Origin of the sequence: Paractinoplanes brasiliensis, assembly GCF_004362215.1 — a bacterium.
GTDB classification, from domain to species: Bacteria; Actinomycetota; Actinomycetes; order Mycobacteriales; family Micromonosporaceae; genus Actinoplanes; species Actinoplanes brasiliensis.
The window spans coordinates 5,387,682-5,412,988 of sequence record NZ_SNWR01000001.1 but is presented as its reverse complement, the minus strand read 5'-3'; the positions used below and the strand labels follow the sequence as shown (position 1 = coordinate 5,412,988).

At 70.4% G+C, this 25,307-nt stretch carries 21 protein-coding genes and 1 CRISPR repeat array; of the genes, 9 read left to right on the top strand and 12 right to left on the bottom strand.

Annotated elements, in window-relative coordinates:
• The first annotated feature begins 195 nt into the window (after window positions 1–195).
• On the top strand, window positions 196–1,776 hold the full coding sequence (locus C8E87_RS24615; protein WP_239080043.1) for an ISL3 family transposase: 1,581 nt from the start codon (window positions 196–198) through the stop codon (window positions 1,774–1,776).
• 482 nt (window positions 1,777–2,258) lie between these two features.
• Here the strand turns inward: C8E87_RS24615 and C8E87_RS24610 are convergent, their stop codons facing one another.
• On the bottom strand, window positions 2,259–2,999 hold the full coding sequence (locus C8E87_RS24610; protein WP_133875272.1) for an SDR family NAD(P)-dependent oxidoreductase: 741 nt from the start codon (window positions 2,997–2,999) through the stop codon (window positions 2,259–2,261).
• 369 nt (window positions 3,000–3,368) lie between these two features.
• Between C8E87_RS24610 and C8E87_RS24605 the strand changes: the two genes are divergently transcribed.
• Entirely contained in the window at window positions 3,369–4,811 is a 1,443-nt protein-coding gene (locus tag C8E87_RS24605; protein ID WP_239080767.1) for an IS110 family RNA-guided transposase, read from the top strand.
• A 21-nt stretch (window positions 4,812–4,832) separates the two neighbouring features.
• Here C8E87_RS24605 and C8E87_RS24600 read toward each other — a convergent pair whose 3' ends face one another.
• From C8E87_RS24600 to C8E87_RS24585, 4 genes are all read right to left on the bottom strand, one after another.
• Window positions 4,833–5,120, bottom strand: coding sequence for a putative quinol monooxygenase (locus tag C8E87_RS24600; RefSeq protein ID WP_243755158.1), 288 nt, complete (start codon window positions 5,118–5,120; stop codon window positions 4,833–4,835).
• A 2-nt stretch (window positions 5,121–5,122) separates the two neighbouring features.
• Window positions 5,123–5,575 (bottom strand): DUF6640 family protein, encoded by a 453-nt coding sequence (locus C8E87_RS24595; protein ID WP_133875269.1) that lies wholly within the window; start codon window positions 5,573–5,575, stop codon window positions 5,123–5,125.
• A gap of 178 nt (window positions 5,576–5,753) precedes the next feature.
• A complete protein-coding gene (locus C8E87_RS24590) occupies window positions 5,754–6,338 on the bottom strand; it encodes a TetR family transcriptional regulator (protein ID WP_133875268.1) in 585 nt (194 codons plus the stop codon).
• A 51-nt stretch (window positions 6,339–6,389) separates the two neighbouring features.
• Window positions 6,390–7,277, bottom strand: a complete 888-nt coding sequence (locus C8E87_RS24585) for an alpha/beta hydrolase (protein WP_133875267.1) — start codon at window positions 7,275–7,277, stop codon at window positions 6,390–6,392.
• Window positions 7,278–7,401: 124 nt separating this feature from the next.
• On the opposite strand from C8E87_RS24585, the gene C8E87_RS24580 reads away from it, so the two are divergent.
• From C8E87_RS24580 to C8E87_RS24565, 4 genes are all read left to right on the top strand, one after another.
• A complete protein-coding gene (locus C8E87_RS24580) occupies window positions 7,402–9,180 on the top strand; it encodes a flavin-containing monooxygenase (protein WP_133875266.1) in 1,779 nt (592 codons plus the stop codon).
• Window positions 9,177–10,079, top strand: a complete 903-nt coding sequence (locus C8E87_RS24575; RefSeq protein ID WP_133875265.1) for an NADP-dependent oxidoreductase — start codon at window positions 9,177–9,179, stop codon at window positions 10,077–10,079. The genes C8E87_RS24580 and C8E87_RS24575 overlap by 4 nt, the downstream gene beginning before the upstream one ends.
• 355 nt (window positions 10,080–10,434) lie before the next feature.
• Window positions 10,435–12,048: a CRISPR direct-repeat array (repeat unit 28 nt; unit sequence GGATCATCCCCGCGTGCGCGGGGAGCAG).
• 255 nt (window positions 12,049–12,303) lie between these two features.
• On the top strand, window positions 12,304–12,603 hold the full coding sequence (locus C8E87_RS24570) for a hypothetical protein (RefSeq protein WP_239079915.1): 300 nt from the start codon (window positions 12,304–12,306) through the stop codon (window positions 12,601–12,603).
• A 256-nt stretch (window positions 12,604–12,859) separates the two neighbouring features.
• Window positions 12,860–14,635 (top strand): DEAD/DEAH box helicase, encoded by a 1,776-nt coding sequence (locus C8E87_RS24565; protein ID WP_133875264.1) that lies wholly within the window; start codon window positions 12,860–12,862, stop codon window positions 14,633–14,635.
• Here the strand turns inward: C8E87_RS24565 and C8E87_RS24560 are convergent.
• The 6 genes from C8E87_RS24560 to C8E87_RS24535 form a co-directional block, all read right to left on the bottom strand.
• Entirely contained in the window at window positions 14,632–15,303 is a 672-nt protein-coding gene (locus C8E87_RS24560; RefSeq protein ID WP_166661228.1) for a DivIVA domain-containing protein, read from the bottom strand. The genes C8E87_RS24565 and C8E87_RS24560 overlap by 4 nt on opposite strands.
• A gap of 135 nt (window positions 15,304–15,438) precedes the next feature.
• Window positions 15,439–17,556, bottom strand: coding sequence for an EAL domain-containing protein (locus tag C8E87_RS24555; RefSeq protein WP_239079914.1), 2,118 nt, complete (start codon window positions 17,554–17,556; stop codon window positions 15,439–15,441).
• 97 nt (window positions 17,557–17,653) lie between these two features.
• Complete coding sequence (locus tag C8E87_RS24550; RefSeq protein ID WP_133875262.1) at window positions 17,654–18,430, bottom strand: endonuclease/exonuclease/phosphatase family protein; 777 nt, start codon at window positions 18,428–18,430, stop codon at window positions 17,654–17,656.
• 38 nt (window positions 18,431–18,468) lie between these two features.
• A complete protein-coding gene (locus C8E87_RS24545) occupies window positions 18,469–19,959 on the bottom strand; it encodes a phosphatase PAP2 family protein (RefSeq protein WP_203720471.1) in 1,491 nt (496 codons plus the stop codon).
• 10 nt (window positions 19,960–19,969) lie between these two features.
• On the bottom strand, window positions 19,970–20,983 hold the full coding sequence (locus tag C8E87_RS24540) for a YihY/virulence factor BrkB family protein (protein ID WP_133875261.1): 1,014 nt from the start codon (window positions 20,981–20,983) through the stop codon (window positions 19,970–19,972).
• On the bottom strand, window positions 20,976–21,890 hold the full coding sequence (locus C8E87_RS24535) for a diacylglycerol/lipid kinase family protein (RefSeq protein ID WP_133875260.1): 915 nt from the start codon (window positions 21,888–21,890) through the stop codon (window positions 20,976–20,978). Before C8E87_RS24535 ends, C8E87_RS24540 begins: the two co-directional genes overlap by 8 nt.
• 120 nt (window positions 21,891–22,010) lie before the next feature.
• Here C8E87_RS24535 and C8E87_RS24530 point away from each other — a divergent pair, with 120 nt between their 5' ends.
• Both C8E87_RS24530 and C8E87_RS24525 read left to right on the top strand, forming a co-directional pair.
• On the top strand, window positions 22,011–22,781 hold the full coding sequence (locus C8E87_RS24530) for an MBL fold metallo-hydrolase (RefSeq protein WP_133877061.1): 771 nt from the start codon (window positions 22,011–22,013) through the stop codon (window positions 22,779–22,781).
• Window positions 22,778–23,365 (top strand): DedA family protein, encoded by a 588-nt coding sequence (locus C8E87_RS24525; protein WP_133875259.1) that lies wholly within the window; start codon window positions 22,778–22,780, stop codon window positions 23,363–23,365. The genes C8E87_RS24530 and C8E87_RS24525 overlap by 4 nt, the downstream gene beginning before the upstream one ends.
• Here C8E87_RS24525 and C8E87_RS24520 read toward each other — a convergent pair.
• Entirely contained in the window at window positions 23,340–24,272 is a 933-nt protein-coding gene (locus C8E87_RS24520) for a serine hydrolase (protein WP_438866111.1), read from the bottom strand. The two genes, C8E87_RS24525 and C8E87_RS24520, sit on opposite strands and share 26 nt — an antisense overlap.
• Before the next feature lie 139 nt (window positions 24,273–24,411).
• Between C8E87_RS24520 and C8E87_RS24515 the strand changes: the two genes are divergently transcribed.
• Window positions 24,412–25,305 (top strand): hypothetical protein, encoded by an 894-nt coding sequence (locus C8E87_RS24515; protein WP_133875258.1) that lies wholly within the window; start codon window positions 24,412–24,414, stop codon window positions 25,303–25,305.
• The last annotated feature ends 2 nt before the right edge of the window (window positions 25,306–25,307 follow it).

The window sequence follows — 25,307 nt, the reverse complement described above, 5'->3', positions numbered from 1 at the left end:
GGCCGTCTGATCAGCGGCTGAGCAGAACGCGCTTCCGGAGCAGAGCGAACCCGGCTCGCCCATACATCTGCCTTTTGAGCATCTTGATCCGATTCACGTTGCCCTCGACCGCGCCGGAGCGATGCGCCGCACCGCTGCCTGATGAGCTAGATCCACTGTGTACAGTTCCGACGGTGCGTCGATTCTGATCTTGGAATGGTCTTCCCTCACCTGGCACGCCTGGCGATCGACCGGGTCCAAGCTCAACCCACATCCGTGCTGCTCGAAGCCCACATTCGCACCACCGACGCAGACTGCCCGGCCTGCGGTAAGCCCAGCGCCCGGATTCACAGCCGGTACACCCGCCGAGTCGCCGATGCGGTGGTCGGCGCCCGCCGGATGGTCCTGAAACTGCTGGTCCGCCGCTTCTTCTGCCTCGCCCCGGGCTGCCCGACGGTGACGTTCGTCGAGCAGGTTCCCGGACTGACCAGCCGGTATGCCCGGCGCAGCCAGCACGCCTCGCAGGCCCTGCAAGACATCGGGCTCGCTCTGGCCGGCCGGGCCGGCGCCCGGCTCGCCGACCGGCTCGGCCTGCGGGCCGGGCGGACCACGATGCTGCGCGTCATCCGCCGCATCCCCGACCCGGCGAGCACGCCAGTCACCGTCCTGGGCATCGACGACTTCGCGCTGCGCCGCGGGCACCGCTACGGCACCGTCCTGATCGACATGGCCACCCGCCGCCCGATCGACCTGCTACCCGCCCGTGACGCCGACACCGTCGGCGCCTGGCTGCAGCAACATCCCGGTGTCGAAATCGTCTGCCGCGACCGGGCCGGCGCCTACGCCGAAGCAGCCCGCACCCACGCCCCCGCCGCCATCCAGGTCGCGGACCGCTGGCACCTGCTGCACAACCTGGCCGGCTACGTCGAGAAGACCGTCGCCAACCACTTCCGCTGCCTCACCACCAGGCACACCGACCCGACGCCCACAACCGAACCGACACCCGAGGAACCGGCAGCCACACCACCACCGGCACCGACCGACGGGCGCCTGGCCGCCCGAATCCGGCTGCGCCACCAGCAGGTCCACGACCTGCACGCCGCCGGCAAGAGCATCAAAGCGATCGTGCGGGAACTCGGCCTGGCCCGCGAAACCGTCCGCCGCTACCTACGCGCCGCGCAGGTAGACGACCTGCTCACCCAGTCATCCACCGGCTCCCGCCCCAGCAAGATCGATCCCTGGGTCGATCACCTGCGCAAACGCTGGAACGAAGGCTGCACCACGATCACCATCCTGCACCAGGAGATCCGAGCACTGGGCTACACCGGCGGCTACAGCACCCTCCGCGACCAACTGCACTCCTGGCGGCACCACATGCCACCGCCGCCGGATACCCCGAAACCGCTCAAGAACCGGCAGGTCAACTCGTGGATCCTGCGGCACCCGGACGCGCTCACCGCCGACGAGCACGCCATGTTCGCCCAGGTCCGCGCCGACTGCCCGCACCTGGACCGGCTCGCCACCCACGTCACCTCATTCGCGACCATGCTGATCCGGCGCCAGGGCCAGAACCTCGATGACTGGCTCGCCGCGGTCCGCGCCGACGACCTTCCCCACCTGCACTCCTTCGCCACCGGCCTGCAGCAGGACTACGACGCCGTCCGCAACGGCCTGACCCTGGAACACAGCTCCGGCGCGGTCGAGGGCAACGTGAATCGGATCAAGATGCTCAAAAGGCAGATGTATGGGCGAGCCGGGTTCGCTCTGCTCCGGAAGCGCGTTCTGCTCAGCCGCTGATCAGACGGCCTGGGGTCAGTTGCGATCACGAGATGAGGGCCAGAACCAGTTTTCGGGCGTCCTTGACAGTCAGCATCCCCGTCGCCCTCGCTACCTGCTCCCTGCGCACGAGGGGATGCTCCGCGGCTGCACACCACGCTGACCGACCTGCATCACTGTTTCCCCTCGCACGCGGGGTGCCCCGGACGCGACGAACGGCAAGTTCTACGGGGTGGCCTCTTCCCCGCGCATGCGGGGGTGCTCCGGAATTGCAGCCGGTGAACGGAAACAAGCTCGACTGTTCCCCGCGGGGACGTCTTCGCTGACCTGTGGAGTGTTGGCTCCACGGTCTGCTCCCCGCGCATGCGAGCAGTAACGGGTGTTTCCAGCCACCACCTCAGTAAAGCCGGGGTGTCCATTCGCTCCTCCGCATCCCGGGCTTCCCTCGGCGAGCGCCACGTGACCATGGATGCTCTGCACCCACGTATCGATGTACGGCTTCGTCAATAATCGGCGCGGCCGCCCGAGGCGTCGAACACCGAACCCGTCGTGAAACTGCACGACTCGCTAACCATGAAGCAGATGACGTCGGCGATCTCCTGCGCGGCCGCGAATCGGCCCAGGGGGACCAGCCGCTTCATCATGGCCACCGCCTCGGGTGGCACGTCGTTGGCCATGGGCGTTTCCGTCGGGCCGGGCGTGACCGTGTTGACGATGACGCCGGCCGGGGCCAGCTCTCTGCTGAGTGTCTTGGTGAGGCTGATGACGCCGGCTTTCGATGCCCCGTACGCCGCCCCGCCGGGAACGCCTTCCTTTCCGGCGATCGAGGCCACCGTCGCGATGCGCCCGTAGCCGCGGTCGCGCATGGCCGGCACGACCGCCTGGCAGCACAGGAACGTTCCGTCCAGGTTCACGGCGCTGATGTGCCGCCAGATCTCGTACGGCAGCTCGCTGACCGGCCGCATGGGCCCGATGATGCCCGCGGACGTGACCAGGATGTCGACCTGTCCCATCCGCTCGACGGTGGCGGCGTGGGCCTCGGCGACACCTGCCGGGTCGGTGACGTCGACCGTGTGCGTGTAGGTGGCGCCGCTTTTGCTGCGGGCGGTCTCCAGGTTGCCGGCGTTGAGGTCCCACAGCGCGACCCGGCCGCCCTCGGCCGCGATCTGCGTTGCCACGGCGAGGCCTATTCCGGAGGCGCCGCCGGTGATGACGGCGACGCGGTCGGTGAATCGATCGGACATGTTCGGCTCCTTCACAGGCCCGGTTCCGCGGGGCGGCCGGTCCACTCGGGTCATGTAAGGAACTCCGGTACTTGATCAGTCCGGTGTCCTGGGGTTGCATGAGCATCCCGGTTGGTCCGGTGGGGAGGCGACGAGTTGGGGTCTGAGGGAGAGCCTCGTACGACTGATTGCCACCGCTGGTCTGGCCACGGATGCCCCGGATGAGGGAAGTGGGCCGGTCCAGTCAGAGGCCGGGCCCGGTTGCAGCACATGAGTGGGAGCCGTCGTCAGATTGCTCTGCCTCCTTGGGACCGTGGCTGTCGTGCGGTGTGACCTGCGCGGGCGGGCCGGAGCCGTTACTACTGGCTGTGGTGTGGGGAGGTTCGGTTGGTGCAGCGCAGGCTGGTCGGGATCGATCTGGGGATCGCGTCGGCGCACACGGTGCGGGTGCGTGACGAGGCCGGGCGGGAGGTGTGCCGGCGGCGGTGTATGCCGACGGTGGACAGCCTGACCGTCATTGAGCAGGCTGCTCTGGCCGGGGCGGTGCCGGGCACCCGGTTGGAGGTGGTGATGGAGCCGACCGGGCCGGCGTGGTTGCCGATCGCGGTGTTCTTCACCGCCCGTGGGCATCTGGTGTTCCGGGTGTCGAGCGCGAAAGCGGCGGACCTGCGCCGGTTCCTGAAGCGGCATGCCAAGTCCAACGGTATCGACGCTGACACCCTGGCGCGGTTGCCGTTGATCGATCCGGACGGGTTGCGGCCGCTGGAGTTGCCGGACGCGGCCGCGGCGGCGCTGGACCGGCGGGTACGGGCGTGTGACCGGCTGACGATGGCCGCCTCGGAGCACAAGGTGCGGATCAAGGACCTGGTCCGGCAGGTGATGCCGTGCACCCCGCTGACCGGGGACCTGGGCAAGACGGATCTGGCGGTGCTGGAACAGTACGCCGACCCGCGTGCCCTGCTGCGGCTCGGCCGTGACGGGCTGACCGCGTTGATCGTCACCGAGTCGAAGAACCATCAAGGCCAGGCCCGGGCCGAGCAGTGGCTGGCCGCGGCGCGGGCGGCGGTCGAGCTCTACGGCGATCATCCGGCCGTGGCGTTCACCGACCTGGCCGACGAGATCGCCACCGAGGTCCGGTTGCTGCGTGCCATCGACGCCGAACTGGCCGCGCATGCTGCCGAGCGGGAGTCCTGCTACCGGTGGGTGGACCCGATGCAGCTGGCCCGCAGCCTGCCCGGCCTGGCCGAGGTCGGCGGCCCGGCGATGACCGCGGTGATCGGTGACGCCGCCCGGTTCCCGACCGCGGCGCACTTCAAGTCCTACCTCGGGCTGGCGCCGCGGGCGTCGGAGACCGGCGACACCGACCGCAAGGGCCAGCCGATGTCCAAGGCCGGCTCCCGCCTGGCCCGGGCCACGCTGATCCGGGCCGCGGACTGGGCCCGCAAGCAGGATCCGCAGCTGGCGCAGGTCTACCACCAGCAGATGGTCGAACGCGGCGCCGAACACCTCAAAGCCAGCTGTGTGGTCGCCGGCAGGCTCGCCGAACGGCTCTGGACCGTGATGCGCCGCCGGATGCCCTACGTCATCTGCGACGTCGACGGCACCCCGGTCACCGGACAACAGGCGAAACAACTCATCGCCGAGCAATGGACCGTGACCGAACAGATCCGCCGACGGCGGCGCAGCAACAAGAACAGCAGGGCGGGGAAGGCCCCTCAACAAGCCCTCACGGGACATGATCGAAAAGACGCTCAAGGCGTACGAACGAGGCGACCTTCCCCACACGAATCCTCCACGGCCCAGTCACGGACCGTCAAGCCAACCCACGCTTGACAACAAATCCTCGATAGGGAATCAGGCGACGACGTGCACGTGCTGGACGGCCGCGGGGCCGGCGACGTACGGAGCGATCGCCGCCCGCCATTGCGCGAACTGCTCGGTCTCGCGGTAACGCTCGTGCGCCGCGAGGTCGGTCCATTCGGCGAGGAGGATGAAGTTCGTCGGGGTCTCGACCCCCTGGGTGAGGCGGACGGAAAGCGTTCCCGGGGGCGGCCCGACGGCCTCAATGGCGGTGACGTGCGCCTCGGTGAATTCCTTCTCACGACCGGGCTGCACGAATATCTGGGCGATTTCGAGGATCATGGTCATTGCTCCTTGCGCGAGGTGGAGTGGGCGTACGGGAGGGTGTGGAGGCGGCGGCGTTCCAGCAGATAGCCGCCGAGGACGAATCCGAGACTGGGCAGGGTGGTCAGCAGCTGTGGCCAGGTGTTCTCGCCGGGCGGGTCGACGCTGGAGACGCCCGGATAGAAAGCGACGGACAGCTGGGTCAGGCCGTAGATGCTCGCGACCACCGCGCCGGTGGCCAGGGTTGCCCGCGACTGGGCCGGCTTCCACAGGTAATAGAGGACCACCAGCGCGAGCGCGACACCCATGCTCATGGTTTGCGCGTTGTGGAATTTCGCGTGCGGCGGCCAGGCCGGGTTGTAGATGTGTGACTCGTTCCAGTCCGCGATGAAAACACCGATGCCCGTTCCCGCCGCGGAGAGGGAAATGAGCACCTTCCCCCACGGGAAGTTCCTGAGATTGTGTTCCGGCACCGTTTCCTCCCTTGCTGGAAAATGGGGCGAGGAGAGAACGACGCCGATGTCGCGTCGTGACATCAGACTAAGTGATGTCACGACGCGACGTCAACCCGCCCGCAGTGAGGCGAAGGTCATCCGGGCAGACTCCGGCCCGCGAAGGTGTGAAGGGCGCCGGCCTGCGGGCCGGCGGGGATCAGCGTCGCCGGGTGGCCGGGGCCTGGGGCACGATGGCGACGAGCAGCGCCATCACGGTTTCGGTGACCGTCGCCAGGTCGGCGTCGCCGGCGCCTTCCAGCCACTTGCGATAGGCCGTACGGAAGATCTGGCTGCCCGTGGCGGCGGCGAGCTCGGCGACGTCGGGTTCGACCCCGCGGTCGCACAGCACCCGGCGGAACCCGTCGGCCATCTGATGCTGCTTGATCAGGTCGCGTTCCAGCAGCCGGGGGTTCGACGCGATCATCTCGGCCCGCCGGCGCAGCACCTCTCGCGAGCCGAGCTTCTCCCAGTCGTAACCGGCCAGGGTCCGAGCCACCGCCTCGAGCGGCTGCGTGAGGTCGGGAATCTGCAGCAGCTCCCGCACGAGCGCCTCGTTGAGGGCGTTCGCGTCGGCGAAAAGGATCTCTTCCTTGTCGGGGAAGTAGCGGAAGAACGTACGGGTCGTGACGCGGGCGCGCTGCGCGATCTGCACCGCGCTGGTGGCCTCGAAACCCTGTTCCTCGAACAGCTCCATGGCGGCCTGCTTCATCCGCTCTTCACTGCCGTGTTCCCACCGGGGCATGGCGTCAGGGTACCTGCCTTGATGACTCGTCGTGACAACGCCGGGCGCGGCTCAGCGCAGACGCTGGGCCAGGAACAGGGCCGCGCGGTCGAGGGCGTGCGCGGCCTCGTCGAGGATGCCCGCGAAGGCCTGGAAGACGTGCGGAACCTCGGCGGTGACGTCGAGGACGGTGTCCACGCCGGCGGCGATTGCCCGGGCGGCCAGGCGCACCGAGTCGTCGAGCAGAACCTCGTTCGTGCCCGCCTGCAGCAGCATCGACGGGAACCCGGTGAGGTCCGCCGACAGGGCCGGGCTCAGGTGCGGGTCCCGCAGATCCTGGCCGCCACAGTACATGCCGGTCAGCGGTGTCAGCATCTCACGCGTGAAGGTCGGGTCGAGGCCCGCCTTGGTGGTCATGCTCTCGCCGCTGAGGGTCAGGTCGAAGGCGCCGGAGAAGGCGACAACGGCCGCGGGGGCGGGCAGCCCGGACTCCTGTGCCCGCAGCGCGGTCGTGACGGCCAGCGAACCCCCGGCCGAGTCCCCGACCAGGGCGATACGCGCGGGATCCTGACTCTGGAGCAGTTCGTGGTACGCGTTCACGCCGTCGTCCACCGCCGCCGGGTACGGGTTCTCCGGCGCCCGGCGATAGTCCACACTCATCGCCCGCATACCCGTCCGCGCCACGAGAGCGCCGGTCAGCGGCAGCGCCGTCTCCGGTGCGCCAAGAATCCAGGCGCCCCCGTGGAAGTACAGGATCGTTCCCGGCCGCTGCTCGCCGATCGGCTCCACCACGAGGACACGGCGGTCGCCGAGCGTGGCCTCGGACGTACGGATTCCGTCCGGCACCGGGTTGCGGGCCTGCGCCGCGGCGAACCCGGCACGCATCTCTTCCACATTCCGCGGTGCGGGCCTGGGCTGTCGCAGGATCGCGTCGACCTGCGCTCGCTGGGCCTTGCTCATGGGCTGACCGGCCTTTCCTCGTACGGGTGTCGTATGTCACGTCGCGACATCAGCCTAACATGATGTCGCGTCGGGACATCATGTGTAGTTTGATGTCACGCCGAGACAACACAGGAGGGGCGTCATGGAGTTCGACCCCGTACGGCTGCGGCAGAAGTACCGGCAGGAGCGGGACAAGCGCCTGCGACCCGACGGCAACACGCAATACCTGGACGTGAGCGGTGACTACGCGGACTTCGCGGCCGATCCCTACCTGGAGTCCAGTCCCGGCGGCCGGCCGCGCGAGGCCCGGTTCGCCGACGTGGACGTGCTCGTCCTCGGTGGAGGCTGGGCCGGGCTGACGATGGCGGCCCGGCTCGACGAGGCCGGGGTGCGCGACTTCCTGATCGTCGACCAGGCCGGCGACTTCGGCGGGGTCTGGTACTGGAACCGGTATCCGGGCGTGCGCTGCGACATGGAGTCGTACATCTACATGCCGATGCTCGAAGAGGTCGGAACGATGCCGACGGAGAAATACGCCGGCGGCCCGGAGATGCTGGAACACGCCCGCGCGATCGGACGGCACTACGACCTCTATTCGCGGGCCCTGCTCGGGACGACGGTCACCCAGGTCGCCTGGAACGACGAGCTGTCCCGGTGGGTGGTGTCCACCGATCGCGGGGATGTGCTGCACGCACGGTTCGTGACGATCGGGACCGGCCCGCTGAACCGGCCCAAACTGCCGGGAATCAAGGGGATCGAGAATTTCCGGGGGCAGGCCTTCCACTCCAGCCGGTGGGACTATCGGATCACCGGCGGCGGGTGGGGCGGCAACCTGGACAAGCTGGCCGGCAAGCGGGTCGCGGTGATCGGCACCGGCGCCAGCAGCATCCAGATCCTGCCGGCCCTGGCCGGCAGCGCGCGGCAGGTGTACGTCTTCCAGCGCACCCCGGCCATCGTCAACGCCCGCAACAACCGGCCGACCGACGCTGACTGGTTCCGCGGCCTCGAGCCCGGCTGGCAGCGCAAGCGCATGGACCATTTCGTCGAGCTCATGTCCGGCCTGCCGGTCGAGGCCGACCTCATCGACGACGAGGCCACCCGGATGGGCCGGCGGGTGGCGGCGGCCGCCCCCGACCTCGCCGCGATCCAGGCCGTCGACTTCGCGAAGATGGAAGAGATCCGGCAGCGGGTGGCCGACATCGTCGACGACCCGGCCACCGCCACGTCGCTGCAGCCCTGGTACGACTACTTCTGCAAGCGGCCGCTGTTCAGCGACGATTACTACCCGGCGTTCAACAACGCCAACGTCACGCTGGTCGACACCGACGGCCGCGGGGTGGATCACCTCACCGAGGACGGGGTCGTCGCCGGCGGCGTCGAGTACGAGGTCGACCTGATCATCTACTCCACCGGGTTCGACACCAACGCCTACACCTACGAGGCCGGCGGCTACGACCTGACCGGGCGGGACGGGGTGTCGCTGGCCGAGCACTGGCAGCACGGGATGCGCAGCCTGCACGGCATGATGACCAGCCGCTTCCCCAACCTCTACCTGCTCGGCGGGGTCGAGCAGGCCGCCATCTCGACCAACATCCCGCACGTCACCTCCCGCCAGGCCGAACACGTCGCGGCTCTGATCGCCCGGCTGTTGCGCGACGGCGTCACGGTCGCCGAGGTCACGCCCGAGGCAGAGCAGCGTTGGGCCGGCGAGCTGGCCCGGGTGCACGTCGACCGCTCGCGCTACGAGGCCGAATGCACCCCGAGCTACTACAACAACGAGGGCAAACTCGACGCCCCGAGGCCGACCGTCATGAGCGGCCAGTACGGCCGTGGACCCCTCGGATACCTCGCCGTACTCCAGCAGTGGGCCGCCGCCGGCGCGGACCACGACCTCCTCATCACCCGGAAAGGCACATCATGAAGGCGATCCGATTCCACCGGTACGGCCCGCCGGAGGTCCTCACGCTCGACGACGTCGACGAGCCACACCCCGGGGAAGGTCAAATTCGCATTGCCGTACGGGCGGTCGGCGTCAACGGCCTCGACAGCAAGATCCGCGCCGGTCATCTGCGCCAGATGTTCGACGTGGCGTTGCCCAGCGGCACCGGCACCGACGCGTCCGGCATCGTCGACGAGGTCGGCGCGGGAGTGACCGACGTCCGGCCCGGCGACGCGGTGTTCGGGATCGGTCAGGGAGTGCTGGCCGAGCACGCCTTGCTGGACGTCTGGGCGCCGATGCCGGACGGCATGTCGTTCGAGGAGGCGGCCGGCTACCCGATCCCCGTCGAGACGGCGTTGCGCGTCCTCGACCAGGTGGGTGTCCAACCGGGCCAGACGTTGCTGGTCAGCGGCGCCTCCGGCGGGGTCGGCACGGCCGTCGTCCAGATCGCGGCGAACCGGGGCATCACCGTCATCGGCACGGCCGGAACGGCCAACCAGGAGTACCTGCGTGGCCTGGGGGCGGTGCCCACCACGTACGGGGAAAGGCTTGTCGCCCGGATCCGCGAGCTGGCGCCCGACGGTGTCCACGCCGCCCTGGACATCTCGGGCGCCGGCGTCATCCCCGCCTGCATCGAACTCACCGGCAACCCGGCCAAGGTGCTGTCCATCGCGGACTTCACCGCTGGGCAACACGGGGCCCAAGTGTCCTACCAGGCCACCGACATGCTGGGCGCGCTCCGCGAGGCCGCTGCCCTGTACACCAAGGGCATCCTGCGAATCCCTGTCCAGCACACGTTCCCGCTGGCCGCCGCGTCCGCCGCGCAGGAACACAACGCCGCCGGCCACGCCGCGGGACGGACGGTCATCGTCGTGCCCTGAGACCCACGGTGAACGTCGTACGCGCCTCCCGCCGCCCACGCGGCCCTGCAGCTCAAGACCGTACTCCCGTGCGGCGAACTCGACCTCCGCGGCATATAGCCGTACTTGCCAGGCGTCGTGTTGTTCGGCGGGGACGCACGAAAGCGCCGGGATGGTGGTCGGGTTCGGCCAGGTCCATCACCGCCGGCATTCAACCTGCTCATGTGTCGCAACGACTGCCTGTGCCGGAACGGTCACGTCCGCCGCCCTCCAGGCAGGAAAGCAAGGGCTAGCTTGCGCCCTCACCCGAGCGAAACAAAACGGACCGGTATGAGCGGCCCGCGCGGACGAAATCCCCGGCGTACGCGGTTCGGGTTCAAAGTCCCCGCGTGCGCGGGGAGCAGATCCAAACCGTCGTCGCCGGCGCCCTCGACGCCGGATCATCCCCGCGTGCGCGGGGAGCAGTTGATCGCAAGGGCAACCTTAAGGTCCTTTTCCGGATCATCCCCGCGTGCGCGGGGAGCAGTGCGGCACGTCGTTGTACCCGCGGTCCGGCACGGGATCATCCCCGCGTGCGCGGGGAGCAGCACAGGTGGGCGCCCTGCATGTAGTTGTTCCCGGGATCATCCCCGCGTGCGCGGGGAGCAGGCAGATGTACGGGACCGTAGGCGCGATCGAGACGGATCATCCCCGCGTGCGCGGGGAGCAGGCCGAGTCCGGCGAGCCGTTCATGGCCGGCACGGGATCATCCCCGCGTGCGCGGGGAGCAGTCGGTGAGGGTGAGCAGGCTCGCGCAGGTCACGGGATCATCCCCGCGTGCGCGGGGAGCAGCGTCCAGCTCGTAATCCTGCATGGCCATGGTCAGGATCATCCCCGCGTGCGCGGGGAGCAGCATCGCGTACATCGGGTCATCGAGCAGCCGCAGGGATCATCCCCGCGTGCGCGGGGAGCAGGTCGTCGACTGCGCGGCCGTGATGCCGCCGCCGGGATCATCCCCGCGTGCGCGGGGAGCAGGAACCGGCTGGGGGTCGCGGGGGCGGTGGTCACGGATCATCCCCGCGTGCGCGGGGAGCAGGCCATCCATGCCCACCCCGGCAACGGCCCGTACGGATCATCCCCGCGTGCGCGGGGAGCAGGAGGCCCCAGCCGCCCAGGTAGAGGCCCCAGTCGGATCATCCCCGCGTGCGCGGGGAGCAGGGTGGCGGGCCATCTCGTCGTCGCGGTTGCCGAGGGATCATCCCCGCGTGCGCGGGGAGCAGGAGTCCGACGGAGTTGTCCGCTGGGCGGCGACGGATCATCCCCGCGTGCGCGGGGAGCAGGATGGGGCTGGTCGGGGGTAGGTAGATGAAGGCGGATCATCCCCGCGTGCGCGGGGAGCAGTCCATTCCCCTGGACGAGTTCCTGACGCACTACGGATCATCCCCGCGTGCGCGGGGAGCAGTGAACAAGTCGCGGGGGCTGCTGGCCGCGCTCGGGATCATCCCCGCGTGCGCGGGGAGCAGCGCGGCTCCATCCACGGCAGGTCGGGGTACTCCGGATCATCCCCGCGTGCGCGGGGAGCAGGGCGATCGACCCGACGCTGCTGTCGAGCAGCACGGATCATCCCCGCGTGCGCGGGGAGCAGCGCACCGTGAACCAACCTGTCTCCAGCCCCGAGGGATCATCCCCGCGTGCGCGGGGAGCAGTTTCCCAGGAGCTCATCAGACGGGTCCGATGTCGGATCATCCCCGCGTGCGCGGGGAGCAGCCCATCGCCTCAACCGGGGCGATCACCCGATGGGGATCATCCCCGCGTGCGCGGGGAGCAGGCTGCGTTGTCCCGGTAGTACCACACGATGCCGGGATCATCCCCGCGTGCGCGGGGAGCAGGCCAGCCTGGCGACCCGGACGCGCTGCTCGGCCGGATCATCCCCGCGTGCGCGGGGAGCAGCCCTTAAATGTGTACCTGAGGCGCGAATTATGGGGATCATCCCCGCGTGCGCGGGGAGCAGGCTTCTTGAACTGCGGGGTTAGAGATCAAGAACCTGGTTTTTGTTCACTTGTGTCGCGTCGATTCTAGTCTGGTGGGCGCCTGCGCCCACCAGACTTTTGCGTGGGCGCTTTTGTCCGCCCTTGCTTTGCGCCGGCGCATGAATTTGCCGACTGACTGCACCGAAGTCGGTGAGACGCGAGCTCAGCGTCGGAGTGCTTCCGAAGAGGTCGAATGCCACCTCGCCGGATGGCAAGTGACGGTCGGGGTGCGGGGCATGGGTGATCGCTCGCCGCGATGCCGCCGCCGACTGCGCTACGACAACAGCATTGCAGTGGCCGTCGCGGTCAGCCAATCGAGTCATAACCCGGGAGGAGGATCGACGTTCCTGGCATTGCGCGAGCTTCGCTTCGCGCGCCGACGGTTCACGCTCATAGGGAGCGTCGTCGCCCTTGTCGCGGTTCTGGTGGTGATCCTGTCGGGGCTGTCCTCGGGTCTGGTCAACGACGGTGTCTCGGGGCTTCAGCGGCTGCCAGTGACCGCCTTCGCCTTCGACGCGGGCACCAAGCTCGACTAGGCCTTCTCCCGCAGCGTGGTGGACGTGGAGCAACTCGACCGGGGGCGCTGACACCAGCGCCGTCGACGTCCGGGTCCGTGAGGTCCTGGCCCCGTTTCTCCTGTCGCGCTGAGCCTCGGACGGCACCCGCCCGGAGGTGCGAAGTGGGGTTGTCGTCGTGGCGATCGCGGTGGGCATCGAACGTGTTCGGGGCGGGCTGACGGCGGCGAGGCAGGTCATCGTCACCCCGGCGGGGCGGGCTTCGTATCCTGTGGGGATGGATGAGGACCAGTTGGATGCTGTTGCGGACTTCGCCGCGCTCGGACTGCGGCCGGAACTGCTTCGCGCGCTGAGTGGTCTGGGGTACGAGGAACCCACCCCGATCCAGCGCGAGGCGATCCGGCCGCTGATCGCGGGGCATGACCTCGTGGGGCAGGCCGCCACCGGCACGGGCAAGACCGCCGCCTTCGCGCTGCCGCTGCTGCAGAGGTTCGGGCCGGAAGCGCAGAGCGGACCAGAAGCGCAGAGCGGACCAGAAGCGCAGAGCGGACCAGAAGCGCAGAGCGGACCGGCACCGCGGACGCTCGAGCCGGGGGCGCGGAGCGGGCCGGCCTCGCTGGTGCTGGTGCCGACCCGCGAGCTCGCCGAGCAGGTCTCGCAGGCGGTGCACCGCTACGGGCGCGAACTGGGTGTCCGGGTCCTCCCGGTGTACGGCGGGCAGCCGATCAGCCGGCAGCTGCAGGTGCTGAAGCGCGGCGTCGACATCGTGGTCGGCACGCCGGGCCGGGTGCTCGACCACATCGAGCGGGGCACGCTGCAGCTCGGTGAGGTGCGGGCCGTCGTGCTCGACGAGGCCGACGAGATGCTCGACATGGGTTTCGCCGAGGACATCGAGGCGATCCTGGCCGAGACGCCCGAGACCCGGCAGACGGTCTTGTTCTCGGCCACGATGCCGCCGCGGATCGACGCCATCGCCCGCCGGCACCTGCGGGAGCCGTTGCGGATCCGGATGGGCCGCGACACCACGCAGGCCGACGCGCTGCCCCGCGTGCGCCAGAGCGCGTTCCTGATCGCGCGGGCGCACAAGACGGCCGCCCTGGGCCGTGTGCTCGACGTCGAGGCGCCGCAGGCGGCCATCGTCTTCTGCCGCACCAGGGAAGAGGTCGACGAGGTCACCCAGAGCCTCAACGGCCGGGGTTACCGGGCCGAGGCGCTGCACGGCGGCATGAGCCAGGACCAGCGTGACCGGGTCATGGGCCGGCTTCGAGGCGGCAGCACCGAGCTGCTGGTGGCCACCGACGTCGCCGCCCGCGGCCTCGACGTGGACCTGCTGACGCACGTCATCAACTACAACGTCCCGGCCGCGCCCGAGGCCTACGTGCACCGCATCGGCCGGGTGGGCCGGGCCGGGCGCGAGGGCGCCGCGATCACCCTGGCCGAGCCGCGTGAGCAGCGGATGCTCAAGGCCATCGAACGCCTCACCGGGCAGCGGATCACCCCCGAGAAACTGCCCACCGTGACCGACCTGCGGGCCCGGCGCCTCGAGCTGCTTCGCACGACCGTGCGCGAGACCCTGGCCGACGAGGACGAGGATCTGGAGCGGTTCCGCCCGATCCTGGATCTGCTCACCGACGAGGCCGACCTCGAGCAGGTGGCGCTGGCCGGGTTGAAGCTGCTGCACGACGCGAACGGCGGTGACGTCGACGAGCCCGAGATCCCGACGGCGATGCCGCCCCGGGAACGCGACCGGGGCAAGCCGGTCACGGGTGCCCGCTACCCGAACGAGCGCCGGTCCCGGTCGTCGAGCGACGACCTGACCCGGGTGTTCGTCGGGCTGGGACGCCGGGCCGGTCTGCGGCCGCAGGACCTGGTCGGCGCCATCACCAACGAGTCGGGGCTGCCCGCCCGCGACGTCGGCGCCATCCAGATCACCGACCGGTTCGCGCTGGTCGAGGTGCCCGAGGCCGAGGCCGACAGGGTGATCCGGTCGCTGCAGAAGAGCACCATCCGCGGCAAGAAGCCCACCGTGCGCCGCGAACGGTTCAACCGTTAGGCGTCCGGGCCGGCGCTGTCGATGAAGGATCGCTGACGGGCCATGTGCTCGATCAGGCCGGCCCTGTACTGCCCGGCCAGGGTGGTCAGGCCTTCGATGTCGGCCAGGGCCCGGCGGCGGTCGGCTTCGACGCCGGCGATCGACCGGTCGTAGTCGCGGCGCGCGTCCGATTCGAGCGCTTCCGCCTTGGCGATCGACTCGCGGATCACCTGGTCGGAGCGTTCCCGGCTTTCGGCCAGCAGTGTCGCCGACTCCCGCTCGGCGTCGCGCATGTGGTCGTCGGCGGTGCGCTGGGCCATGGCCAGCACGCGTTGGACGTCGGAGCCGCTGGGGGCGGCGAGCGCGGGTGCCTCGGCGGCGGCGCGCCGGGCCGCGGCGAGCTGCTGCTGCGTCTCGCGGGCGCGGCGTTCCGCCCCGTCGTAGGCCCGGCGGGCCCGGTCGAGCCGTTCGCCGGCCGCCGCGAGTTCGCCACGCAGGTCTGGTCCGGGCTGGGGGGCGGGCTCGCGGCCGGACTGCTGCCGCAGCCGCTCGTTCTCCTCCAGCAGACGGATCATTTCTTGGGTGACCTCGTCGAGGAGGCCGTCGACCTCTTCCTCGTCGTAGCCGCGTTTGCCGAGCGGCGACTTCCCGAAGACCCGGTTGTGTATGTCGGCTGGTGTTATCCGCACCCGTGTTCCCATCCCCGCTGTCGCGGTAGTTCGCGGGCTCTGGTGACGACGTCACGGACCGGAGGGTGCCCGGCGAACGGCCTACAGCCTACGCCGCGTCCGGGACGGGTCCGCGCGGTGGAAGCCGCCGGGGTGTCAGGCGCCGCGTTGCATCGGTAGGTCACCGGCTGCCCGGGGCCTGGTCATGAGGGTGCCGCGATGCTCGTCGTCCCCGCGTACGAGGGCGGCGATGCGCTCGCACACCTCGGGTTCGAGCCGGCTCAGGCCGGGCCGGGCCGGCTGCTGGGTGATGTAGCCCTGCACGTGCCGGATCCGCTGCTCGTAGATCTCACGCAGCGTCAGCGGGGACTCGTCGTCGACGCCTTCGACGATGACGACCCGCGGCGCGTGGCTGGCGTGCCGGGCGGTGTCCATCACCAGTGACAGCTCCTTGGCGGCCAGTGGGTGGTGCAGGATGGCCCGGTCCACCTTGATCTGGGTGAGCGGCAGTTCGGCCATCCGCGACAGCGACGCGTACCCCTCGCCGAAGTCGTCGACGGCGAACGCCACCCCGACGTCGCGGGCGATCGCGGCCAGTCGCTTGTGGAAGTACGCGTGCGGCGCCTCGGCCCACTGCTCGCCGCGGCGGGGCTCGATCGGGTCCTGCTCCGAGATCTCCAAGGTGATCGCCGCCGGTTCCAATCCCAGCTCGGCGATCGCCGTGCGCAGCACCTCGACGTACGCGTCGCTGAGCAGCGAGCGCACGGCGACGTTGATCGACAGGGGTTTGGGCTGGGCCCACGGGCCCTCGGCGTGCGCGCGGGCGTACGTGTGCAGGGCCATCCGCAGGATCACCTTGTCGCGTTCGACCACGAACCGGTCGCCCCACACCTCGGCCAGCCGCAGCATCGCGACCGGGGCCCGGGAGTCGGAGGCCGAGCGCCGGGCCAGCGCTTCGTAGCTGTGCACCTCGATCCGCCGGGCGGTCTTGCCGAGCGTGATCACCGGCTGGAAGACCACGCTGTACGACTCCAGCACCCGGCGGTACAGCTCGAAGCAGTCCTCGAACAGCGCGCGGGGCAGCCGGCCGAACGCCGCGCGCAGCGCGGTCAGCACTTCGATCTCGGCCTCGTCGGGGGCTGCCGCGAAGTCCGTACGCCAGACGGTTTCGAGGATTTTGGCCAGGGGCTGGCCGAGTCCCAGCAGCTCGGGCGCGGGGTCGACCAGGGCCAGCAGCAGCGAACGGCCCTCGGCGTGGCGCAGCGGCACGCACAGCACCGTGCGGTGGTCGTCGTGGGCGGTGTGCCCGAACCAGTCGGCGCCGGGCGGGAACCGCAGCATCGGGCGGATCGCTTCGAGGTCGAACCGTTTGCTCGAGTCGATCGGCTGGAACCCGCCGGAGGTGTATTCGAGCAGGGCCGTCGAGTGGGCCTTGGTGGCCGCGCGCACGTACTCGACCCGGGAGGGCGCGGCGACCCCGGCGTCGGCACGGGTGCCGGTCGAACGCGGGGCGGCGTGCCGGGGCATGCGGGCGTGCTGCGAGAGCCGCCGGATCAGCTGCCCGATCTCGCCGGTCGCGGCGTCGAGCGGGTTGGCCAGCGGCAGCACAGCCGGGGCGGGGGCGCCGGCGGCGCCGACCAGCACCACGTCCTCGGCCCATGACGGCCCCGTGACCAGCGGGGACAGACCCTGCGCCCGTACGGCTCGGGTCAGCTCGCCGAACGTGATGTGCGGCTGCCGGCGCAGCGTGGCGAGCAGGTGGGCGGTGAGCACGCCGTGCCCGACGACGGGGGTCTCCCGTTCCGCGGCGTCCTCCGCGCAGGAGACCAGGGCGGCGTACCGGTGGCTCTGCGGCCCCAGGAACCCGGAGGGGCCGGCGGCGTCGGCCACGAGCATCGCCGTGCCGGCGAAGAACTCGAGCACGTCCCGCTCGAGAAACGCCATCCGCAGCCCCGAATCGGGATTGACGGAAAGGGCGGATTCGTCCAGATCGGGAGTGACCAAATAGGTTTCCGCGCCCCGACTCCACGTAGGAGTGATCGCGCGCCCGGCGAAATAGACAACAAGGAGATCCGTTTTGTCGGCGCGCGTCGCGATCTGGCGCAGCGCAGCCTTGACATCACTCGCAGTGACATGCTGGCCTGTGAACAGCCGCGCGTCGAAGCCCTCGAGCTCGAGCAGCTCGTGGACGGCCTCGGCGTCTCGTTCGGCGAAGCGCAGGCGGGTGCGGGTGTCATTGACCCCCACAATCACCGCGAAGCGCTGATCTGCCATCGAACGCCTCCGGTTTCGCGCACTCCCTCACTGAAATGCTTCCGAGTGCGGCCGTCGCTGATGATAGCGATCAGCGCGCCCCAATCAAATCGATCATCTACGGCAAATCGACGCGTACGGGGTAATGATCTGAGGCGAACTCGGTCTCGTCACCGCGGATCACGGTCATGCCGGTCGCCCCGGCGGCGATCCCGGGACCGGCCAGCACGTAGTCGAGGCGCATCCGGGAGAACTCGCGACCGCCGCCGCGGGTGGTCGGCACGGTCAGCGGCGAGCCCGAACCGGCCACTTTCCACAGGTCGGCGTATCCGGCGTCGAGGAACGCGGCCAGCGCCCGGGTGTCGGCCGTGCCGTCCGCGGCCAGGTGACGCGCCCGCAGAAAGCCGGGTTGCGGGGCGAGGGTCGCGGTGTGGTCGGTGCCAGGGTCGAGGCCGTTCAGGTCGCCGGCCACGATCGTGGGCATCTCGTCGGGCCGGTAACGCGCGGCCAGCCACACCGCCTCACGCATGCGGCGGTACGGCGAGAACGGGTTCAGGTGAGCACTGACCACGCGCAGCGGGCCGTCCGGGGTCGCGACCGTGGCCACCGCCGCCGCGTGATGCAGCCGGAACCGCACCACCGCCCGGCCGGTGATCCGCAGGGGTGGCCGGACGAGGACGGCGACCGGCTGCCCGAGGAACGAGCGGGCCAGGTGCGGCATCATGCCGACGGTGTCGGCCAGCTCGCTCATCACCCGGCCGTCGTCGCGCTCGAAGCCGCGCAGTTCCTGCAGGGCGAGCAGGTCGGGACGTTCCCGGCGGATCACCGTGGCGATCGCGTCGAGGCGTCCCTTCCCGCCGGTCTTGATGTTCCACGTCATGAAACGCAGGGTCATGACTCGCTCCCGGTCGATGGCGGGGAAACCGTCCGGGTTCAGGCTGCGACCGGCCGGTGCTGCTCATGATGCACGGCCTGCGCATGTTCGGCGGCCTCGCTGACGGTCTCGGCCCGTTCAGCGGGCCGCAGGATCAGATACAGGGCTCCGACCCAGCAGGCCGTCAGCAGCGTCGCCCCGAGCACGTCGGTCGGGTGGTGCATGCCGCGATACATCCGGGACAGCGCCACGATCGCCGGCATGAGCACCGCGAGGGCCAGGAAGGCGTAGCGCCACCACTGCCGTACGCGGGGCATCACGACGACCGCGATGGCGACCCACAGGCACATGGTGGCCGCGATGTGCCCCGACGGGAACGACGAGGTCGGCATCTGGCCGTCCAGCTGCTCGACCGGCGGACGCGGGCGCCCGACGGCGGCGGAGCTGCTCAGGAACAGGGTCAGCTCCCCCGCCATGGTCAGCACGATGAACACGACCGGCCGCCACTGCCGCCACAGGGCCAGCGCCAGCGGGCAGAAGACCAGGCAGACCATCAGGATCGCGTGGGTGTCGCCGGCCTTGGAGGCGAGCCAGCTCAGGTGGTCGAGCCGTTCGGTGCGGAAGGTCTGCAGCCACCGGTTCACTCCCTCGTCCCACGCGCCGAACCCGGTGCCGGGCGTCCACTTCGTCAGGGCGTACCCGACGAAGTAAAGGACGCCGAAGGTGAACACCCAGCCGACCAGGATCTCGGCCCCCTTGGCCCACGGGTGGGGCAGCACCCTCTCCTCGGCCGGCGCGGGCGCCAGGTCCCCCGCGGCCTCCGGTTCCAGGCCTTCGGTGACGGACGGGACGCGACGACCGGCCTCGCGGCGCCACACCCGGAACGCGTACGCCGTGACGCTGATCCAGGCCAGGCCGATCAGCCAGCCGGCCAGCACGTCGGAGAGGAAGTGCACGCTCAGGGCGATACGGCTCAGCCCGACGGCCACGATGATCAGGGCGGCCACGGTCAGGATCCAGCCCTTCCGGCGCCCGCGCGTGGCGGAGAGCAGCACGAGGGCCAGCGAGCCCCAGACGATCGTCGCGCCCAGCGTGTGCCCGCTCGGGAAGCTGTTGCCGCCGCCGAACGCGACCGGGTCGGCAACCACCGGGCGGACCCGCCCGACCAGGGCCTTGAGCGAGGGGTCGAGCACCGCCGCGCCGAGCCCGGTGACCGCCAGATAGATCGCCAGGCGAGGGCGGCGGCGGATCAACAGCCACAGCACCGCCATGGCGACCAGCGGGACCAGCACCCCGCGGCCGCCCAGCGAGGTGATCGTGGTGATCACTTTTACGGCCGCCTCGTGCGGCGCCACCAGGCTGTTCATGCCATCGGCGATCCCCTGGTCGAGCCGGCGCAGGGGACTCCAGTTGCCGCGCACGAGCAACGCCAGCAACCCGAAGCCGAGACCGGCCAGCACCACGGCGATCAGACCGGCGATGCTGCGCTCGGCGAAATGCCTGACCGGCGCCCAGCCGGCGCGTTCCACCACATGCTTGTCGTCCGTCACGGACAGGCCTTTACCCGGAGCGCTTCGCGCGTACACCGCGTCCGTTTCCCGCCGGCTTGGGCCCTTTGGCAGAGGGCTCCCACCTGTCGGTGAGCGCGGGCCGGGGGACCCCGACGCGGGCCGCCTCGAGCTGGGCCGCGAAAGCGATGCCGAGGAACAGCGCGATGCCGGTGAGGTTGGCCCAGAGCAGCAACGCCATCATCGCGGTCAGCGGCCCGTACGTGGCGCCGAAGTTGCTGCCGAAGCGCACGTACCCCGCCAGCGCCAGGCTGGCCAGCCACCACAGCGCGGTCGCGACCACGGCCCCGAACAGCAGCCAGGAGTAACCGGGCTGGTGCCGGCGCGGCGAATACTTGAACAGCAGGCCGACCGCGACCACGATCAGCAGCAGGCTCAGCGGCCAGCGGACGAAATCCCAGGCCACCCGCAGGTCCGCCGCCCACTCGTAGTGGCGGGCCGCCGCGTCGCCGAACGGCCGGCCGCCCACCAGCAGCAGGAACCCGACCAGCGCGGGAATCCCGGCGAACACGGCGAGCAGCCCGGCCCGGATGTACTTGAACAGCGCCGGCCGGTCCCGCTCGACGCCGTAGATGCGGTTCGCGCCCCGCTCGATCTGGGCCATCGCGGTCATCAGCGCGGCCAGGCCGGTGATCAGACCCAGGGTCAGCGCCACCTCGCCCGCGTCGCTGCTGCTCTCGCTGTCCTCGAGCAGCTCCTGCACGAGGGGGTCGCTGGCGCCCGGGGTCAGTTCCAGGATGGTCTCGGCGACCACCCGGCCACCGTCCTCGGCCCCCAGGTCGGCGGCGAGCCCCGCCAGCGCGATGAGGAACGGCACGATGGCCAGGCAGAGCTGGAACGCGAAGGCGCGGGCATGGCTGAACCCGTCGCCGTAGCGGAACCGCACGAACGCGTCGCGCAGCAGCGGCCAGCGCCCGTAGTGCCAGAGCGCGTGCACGGCGTCGTCGGCCGACAGCTCCTCCCCCCGCATGTCCCGCGTCTCGGGGACCGGCTGCGTGCTACTCACGAGCCGCCTCACGCAGTTCCTCGGCCGCCTCGGCCGCGGTGCTGACGTCGTACGCGAGGTCGGGGTCGCCGTCGGGCTGCGGGACACTGAGCAGCAGGGCCCGGGGCCGTACGGAGATCTTGAGATGGCGGCCCGGTTCGATCAGGTCGCCGTCGAGCTGCCGGGGTTGCGTACCGCGGGAATGGATCTCGACCTTGGAGGCCGTGTACGTCTCCATCAGCGGCACCCGCTCGGAGCGGCGGATCACACCCCAGGCCAGCGACGCCCAGTGGGCCAGGTTGTTGGGGCTCAGGATCGCGACGTCGAGCTGCCCGTCGGCCGGGTCGGCCTCGGTCAGCAGCCGCACCCCGCCCTGCAGACGGCCGACGTTGCCCACGATCACCGTACGGGGGCGGCGCGGCATCGGCGGCCGGTCGTCCAGGACGATCCGGGCCCGCATCGGCCTGTCCCGCAGGTGCTTGACCGCCCCGCCCACGTACGCGAGCCAGCCGATCCGCTTCTTGGCCTGCTCGCTCGTGCCCTCCAGCATCTGGGCGTCGAAACCCATGCCGGCCATCACCACGAAGCACTTGCCGTCACACACGCCCACGTCGATGCGCCGCCGCCCGCCCTCGATCGCCACCTCCACACCGGTGGCGGCGTCGGCGCCCAGGCCCAGGTTGGCCGCCAGCAGGTTGCCGGTGCCGGCCGGGAGCACGGCCATGGTCACGTCGGTGCCGGCCAGCGCGCTCACCACGGCCATCACCGTGCCGTCGCCGCCGCAGGCGAACACCAGCTCGGCGCCCTCCTCGATCGCCTGCCGGGCCTGCCCCTGACCCGGATCGTCGGGCGTCGTCTCGTACCAGGACGGCCTGGGCCATCCGACGCGGTCGACACCCTCCTCGACCAGGCGGCGAAGGGCGTCCATATCGGGCACTTTGGTGGGGTTCACGACGACTGCGCTGCGGGGTCCCGTCACGCGGACAGTGTGCCCGGCAGAGGTGGCGGCTGAAACTCCCCCACGCCTCTGTACCGTTGGTTCGTGAGCATGACTGCGGTCACCTGGTGGGGGCACAGCACGGTGTGGCTGGAGGACTCCGGCACCACCCTGCTCACCGATCCGGTGCTCACCGATCGGGTCGCCCACCTCAGACGCATGACCGGTCCCACGCCCGCGCTGACCGGGGCGCCCGACGCCGTGCTCCTGTCCCACCTGCACGCCGACCATTTCCACGTCGCCTCGCTGCGCAAGCTCGGCGGCAGCCCGCTGCTGATCGTCCCGCGCGGCGCCGCGGCGTTCGTGGCCCGCTGCCTGGGTTCAGAGGCGGTTTCCCGTACGGTCGAGCTGGCCCCCGGCGAGGAAACCACCGTCAATTCCGTACGGGTCAGGGCCGTGCCCGCCCGCCACGACGGCGGCCGCGGTCCCTGGTCACGCGAGCGCGCGATCGCCATCGGTTTCGTCGTCGAGGGCGCCTCCCGTACGTGGTATGCGGGTGACACCGGCCTGTTCGACGAGATGAGCGACCTCGCCCCGCTCGACCTGGCCCTGATCCCGGTCGGCGGCTGGGGTCCCACGCTCGGCTCGCACGGGCACCTCGACGCGGAGGCGGGCGCCGAGGCCCTGCGCCGCGCGAAGGCGGCCTGGGCGGTGCCGGTGCACTACGGCACGCTGTGGCCGATGGGTCTGGCCCGCGTCCGTTCGCACATGTTCCGCGACCCCGGTGAGAACTTCGCCCGCCGGGCCGAGCGGGCCGCCCCCGACTCGCGGGTGCGCGTGCTGACGCCCGGCGAGACCCTGACGATCGGCCCCGCCGCGTGACCGCGACCCTCGGCGCGCTGGCCTGGTTGTTCGCGGTGGTGGCGTTCGGCGCCATCCTGCCCGTCGTGCCGACCGGCGCGGCCGTCAGCGGCGCGGCCGCGCTGGCCTTCCACGAGCATCACCCGCTGACCATCGTCTTCGTGATCGCGGCCGGCGCCGCCGGGGCGTACGTGGGCGACCTGGTCATGTACGCGATGTGCCGGCTCGGCGGCGAGCAGCTGGCCCGGCGCCTGCGCTGGCTGCGCGACGAGGAGCACCTCGCATCGGTCAAGGAGCGCCTGCAGAAGAGCCAGATCCCGGTGCTGCTGGTCTCGCGCCTGATTCCCGGCGGGCGGGTGCCGGTGCTGCTGGCGGCGGCCTTCCTCGGCATATCGTGGCGCACGTTCGTGGTGGCCAACATCCCGGCGTGCGCCCTGTGGTCGAGCGTCTACGCCGGCATCGGGGTCGCGGGCGGGTCGATCTTTCCCGAGCCGTGGGAGGGTGTGGTCGCCGCCGTCGTGCTCATCCTCATCGTCAACCAGGCGGTCTCGTGGATCAGCAAGCGCCGCGAGGCCCGCGTCAGTACTTCAGGTGCTGGCGGGTGAGCTTGGCGACCTTCTGCACCGAGGCGATGCCGCTGGACATGGTCGCGTTGTCGTGGGACAGCACGGCGATCGAGACGTCGGTGCCCGGACCGGTGATCCGGCCGACCGAGTTGATGATCCAGCGGTAGTTCTCTGTCGAGCGGGCCAGCCAGCCGTTCTTCACGGTGAACTTCTCTGTGCCGCGGGCGGCGGCCGGCACGCCCCAGTCCTGGCTGTCGTCGACCGTGCTCATCAGCGTGTAGGCCAGCTTGCGCGAGCCGGCGTCCAGCGGGCCGGACGTGTCGACCAGCTCCGACAGCAGCTTGACCTGGTCGTTCACGGTCGTCCGGGTCAGGCCCCAGGCGCTGTTGACCTTCGTTTCGGTCAGCCCGAGCCGCTTGTTGCAGGCGCTGAGGCCGCTCGCCCGGCCCAGCTTGGCGAACAGCGACGTGGTGGCGTCGTTGTCGCTGAGCCGGATCATGCGCTTGGCCAGCGACAACTCGGTCTCCGTGAGGTCGCGGCCGGCGTCCTGCGCCTTGAGCAGCAGACACGCGAGCACCTGCACCTTCACGACGCTCGCGGTCTCGTACTTTTCGCGGCCCCGGTAGGAGTAGCGCTGCCCGGTGCGGCGGTCGAGTACGGCGACCGAGAACTCGGGGGCCGTGGCGGCGTACTTCTTGAGCGCGGCGTCGAGGGCCTTCACCCGCTTGGCGCGTTCCGCGGCCTGAGTGGGGACCGGCGCCGCCTGAGCGCGCGCCCTCGGCACTTGTGTCTGGTTTGTCGCATTGGCCGCGTCGCTGAAGGTCCCGACAGGCCTGCCGTCGGAGTCGTCGCGCATCATGCCCAAACCGACCAACCCCGCACCGCCGAGGACCCCGGCCACCGCGATGGCCACGATCCAATTTCGCGTACGTCGCACGCCTGCCATAGTGCCGTGTCGCGCCAACCCATGTGCGTCCTAGCGTGCGTCACATACGAGATTGACAAAGACTATCGACGTACGGGTGACGCGCGCTCACCACGGGTGACTACCGGCCGGATGTGACGTTCTGCCTCATGATGGAGGGATGCGCTTCCCGTTGGTGTCACCGTCTGCCCTGGCCGAGATCACCCGTTACGCCGTGGGCCAGGTGGTCGAGACCGCGGCCGCGGTGGCCACCGTTCCCGTACGGGTGGTCGGCCTGCTCGGCCAGACGGAGCTGCTGGTGAGCCGGGTGACGATGCTCGCCGACGAGGCCGAGACCTTGATCCGGCGGGTGTCCGCGGTCGTCGAGGCGGCCGAGTCGACGGTCACCGAGGCCCGCACGATCGCGGCGGCCGCCTCCGACGTGGTGGGGCAGGCGGTCGCCATCAGCTCACGGGCCGATCGTGTCGTGACCACCGCCGAAGAGATCAGCTCACGGGCCGGGGTCGTCGTCGGCAGCGCTGAGAAGGTCAGCGAGCGGGCCGGGGTCGTCGTGGGCAGCGCCGAAGAGATCAGCTCACGGGCCGGGGTCGTCGTGGACAGCGCTGAGAAGATCAGCGAGCGGGCCGACACGGTGGTGCTGCGGGCGGTCGGCGTGTCGGATGCGGCCGCGGGCGTGGTGGGCCGGGCCACCGAGGTCAGCACGCGCGCCGAGGGCGTCGTCGACCAGGCCGAGGCAGCGGCCCGCGAAGCCGGTGCGCTGCTGGAGGCGTACGCGGGAACGCTTCTGAAAGGCGCCCCGATCGCTCAGCGTTTCGTGGACGAACTCTCGCCCGAGGAGGTCACCGCGGCCATCCGGATGATCGACCAACTCCCGGCGCTGCGGGCCCACCTGATCGACGACGTCATGCCGCTGCTGGGCAAGCTCGACCAGGTCGGCCCCGACCTGCACAAGCTGCTCGAAGTGACCGAGGACCTGCACCTGGCCATCGCCGGCCTGCCCGGCCTCAAAATGCTGCGCCGCCGCGGGGAGGAACGCATCGAGGAAACACGCTGACC

Excerpts from the sequence above, each read along its gene's own strand:
- C8E87_RS24615 (WP_239080043.1), top strand. The coding sequence starts at position 196 with ATGGTCTTCCCTCACCTGGCACGCCTGGCGATCGACCGGGTCCAAGCT.
- C8E87_RS24610 (WP_133875272.1), bottom strand. The coding sequence starts at position 2,999 with ATGTCCGATCGATTCACCGACCGCGTCGCCGTCATCACCGGCGGCGCC.
- C8E87_RS24600 (WP_243755158.1), bottom strand. The coding sequence starts at position 5,120 with ATGATCCTCGAAATCGCCCAGATATTCGTGCAGCCCGGTCGTGAGAAG.
- C8E87_RS24590 (WP_133875268.1), bottom strand. The coding sequence starts at position 6,338 with ATGCCCCGGTGGGAACACGGCAGTGAAGAGCGGATGAAGCAGGCCGCC.
- C8E87_RS24585 (WP_133875267.1), bottom strand. The coding sequence starts at position 7,277 with ATGAGCAAGGCCCAGCGAGCGCAGGTCGACGCGATCCTGCGACAGCCC.
- C8E87_RS24580 (WP_133875266.1), top strand. The coding sequence starts at position 7,402 with ATGGAGTTCGACCCCGTACGGCTGCGGCAGAAGTACCGGCAGGAGCGG.
- C8E87_RS24575 (WP_133875265.1), top strand. The coding sequence starts at position 9,177 with ATGAAGGCGATCCGATTCCACCGGTACGGCCCGCCGGAGGTCCTCACG.
- C8E87_RS24570 (WP_239079915.1), top strand. The coding sequence starts at position 12,304 with ATGGGTGATCGCTCGCCGCGATGCCGCCGCCGACTGCGCTACGACAAC.
- C8E87_RS24565 (WP_133875264.1), top strand. The coding sequence starts at position 12,860 with ATGGATGAGGACCAGTTGGATGCTGTTGCGGACTTCGCCGCGCTCGGA.
- C8E87_RS24555 (WP_239079914.1), bottom strand. The coding sequence starts at position 17,556 with ATGGCAGATCAGCGCTTCGCGGTGATTGTGGGGGTCAATGACACCCGC.
- C8E87_RS24550 (WP_133875262.1), bottom strand. The coding sequence starts at position 18,430 with ATGACCCTGCGTTTCATGACGTGGAACATCAAGACCGGCGGGAAGGGA.
- C8E87_RS24535 (WP_133875260.1), bottom strand. The coding sequence starts at position 21,890 with ATGGACGCCCTTCGCCGCCTGGTCGAGGAGGGTGTCGACCGCGTCGGA.
- C8E87_RS24530 (WP_133877061.1), top strand. The coding sequence starts at position 22,011 with ATGACTGCGGTCACCTGGTGGGGGCACAGCACGGTGTGGCTGGAGGAC.
- C8E87_RS24520 (WP_438866111.1), bottom strand. The coding sequence starts at position 24,272 with ATGGCAGGCGTGCGACGTACGCGAAATTGGATCGTGGCCATCGCGGTG.
- C8E87_RS24515 (WP_133875258.1), top strand. The coding sequence starts at position 24,412 with ATGCGCTTCCCGTTGGTGTCACCGTCTGCCCTGGCCGAGATCACCCGT.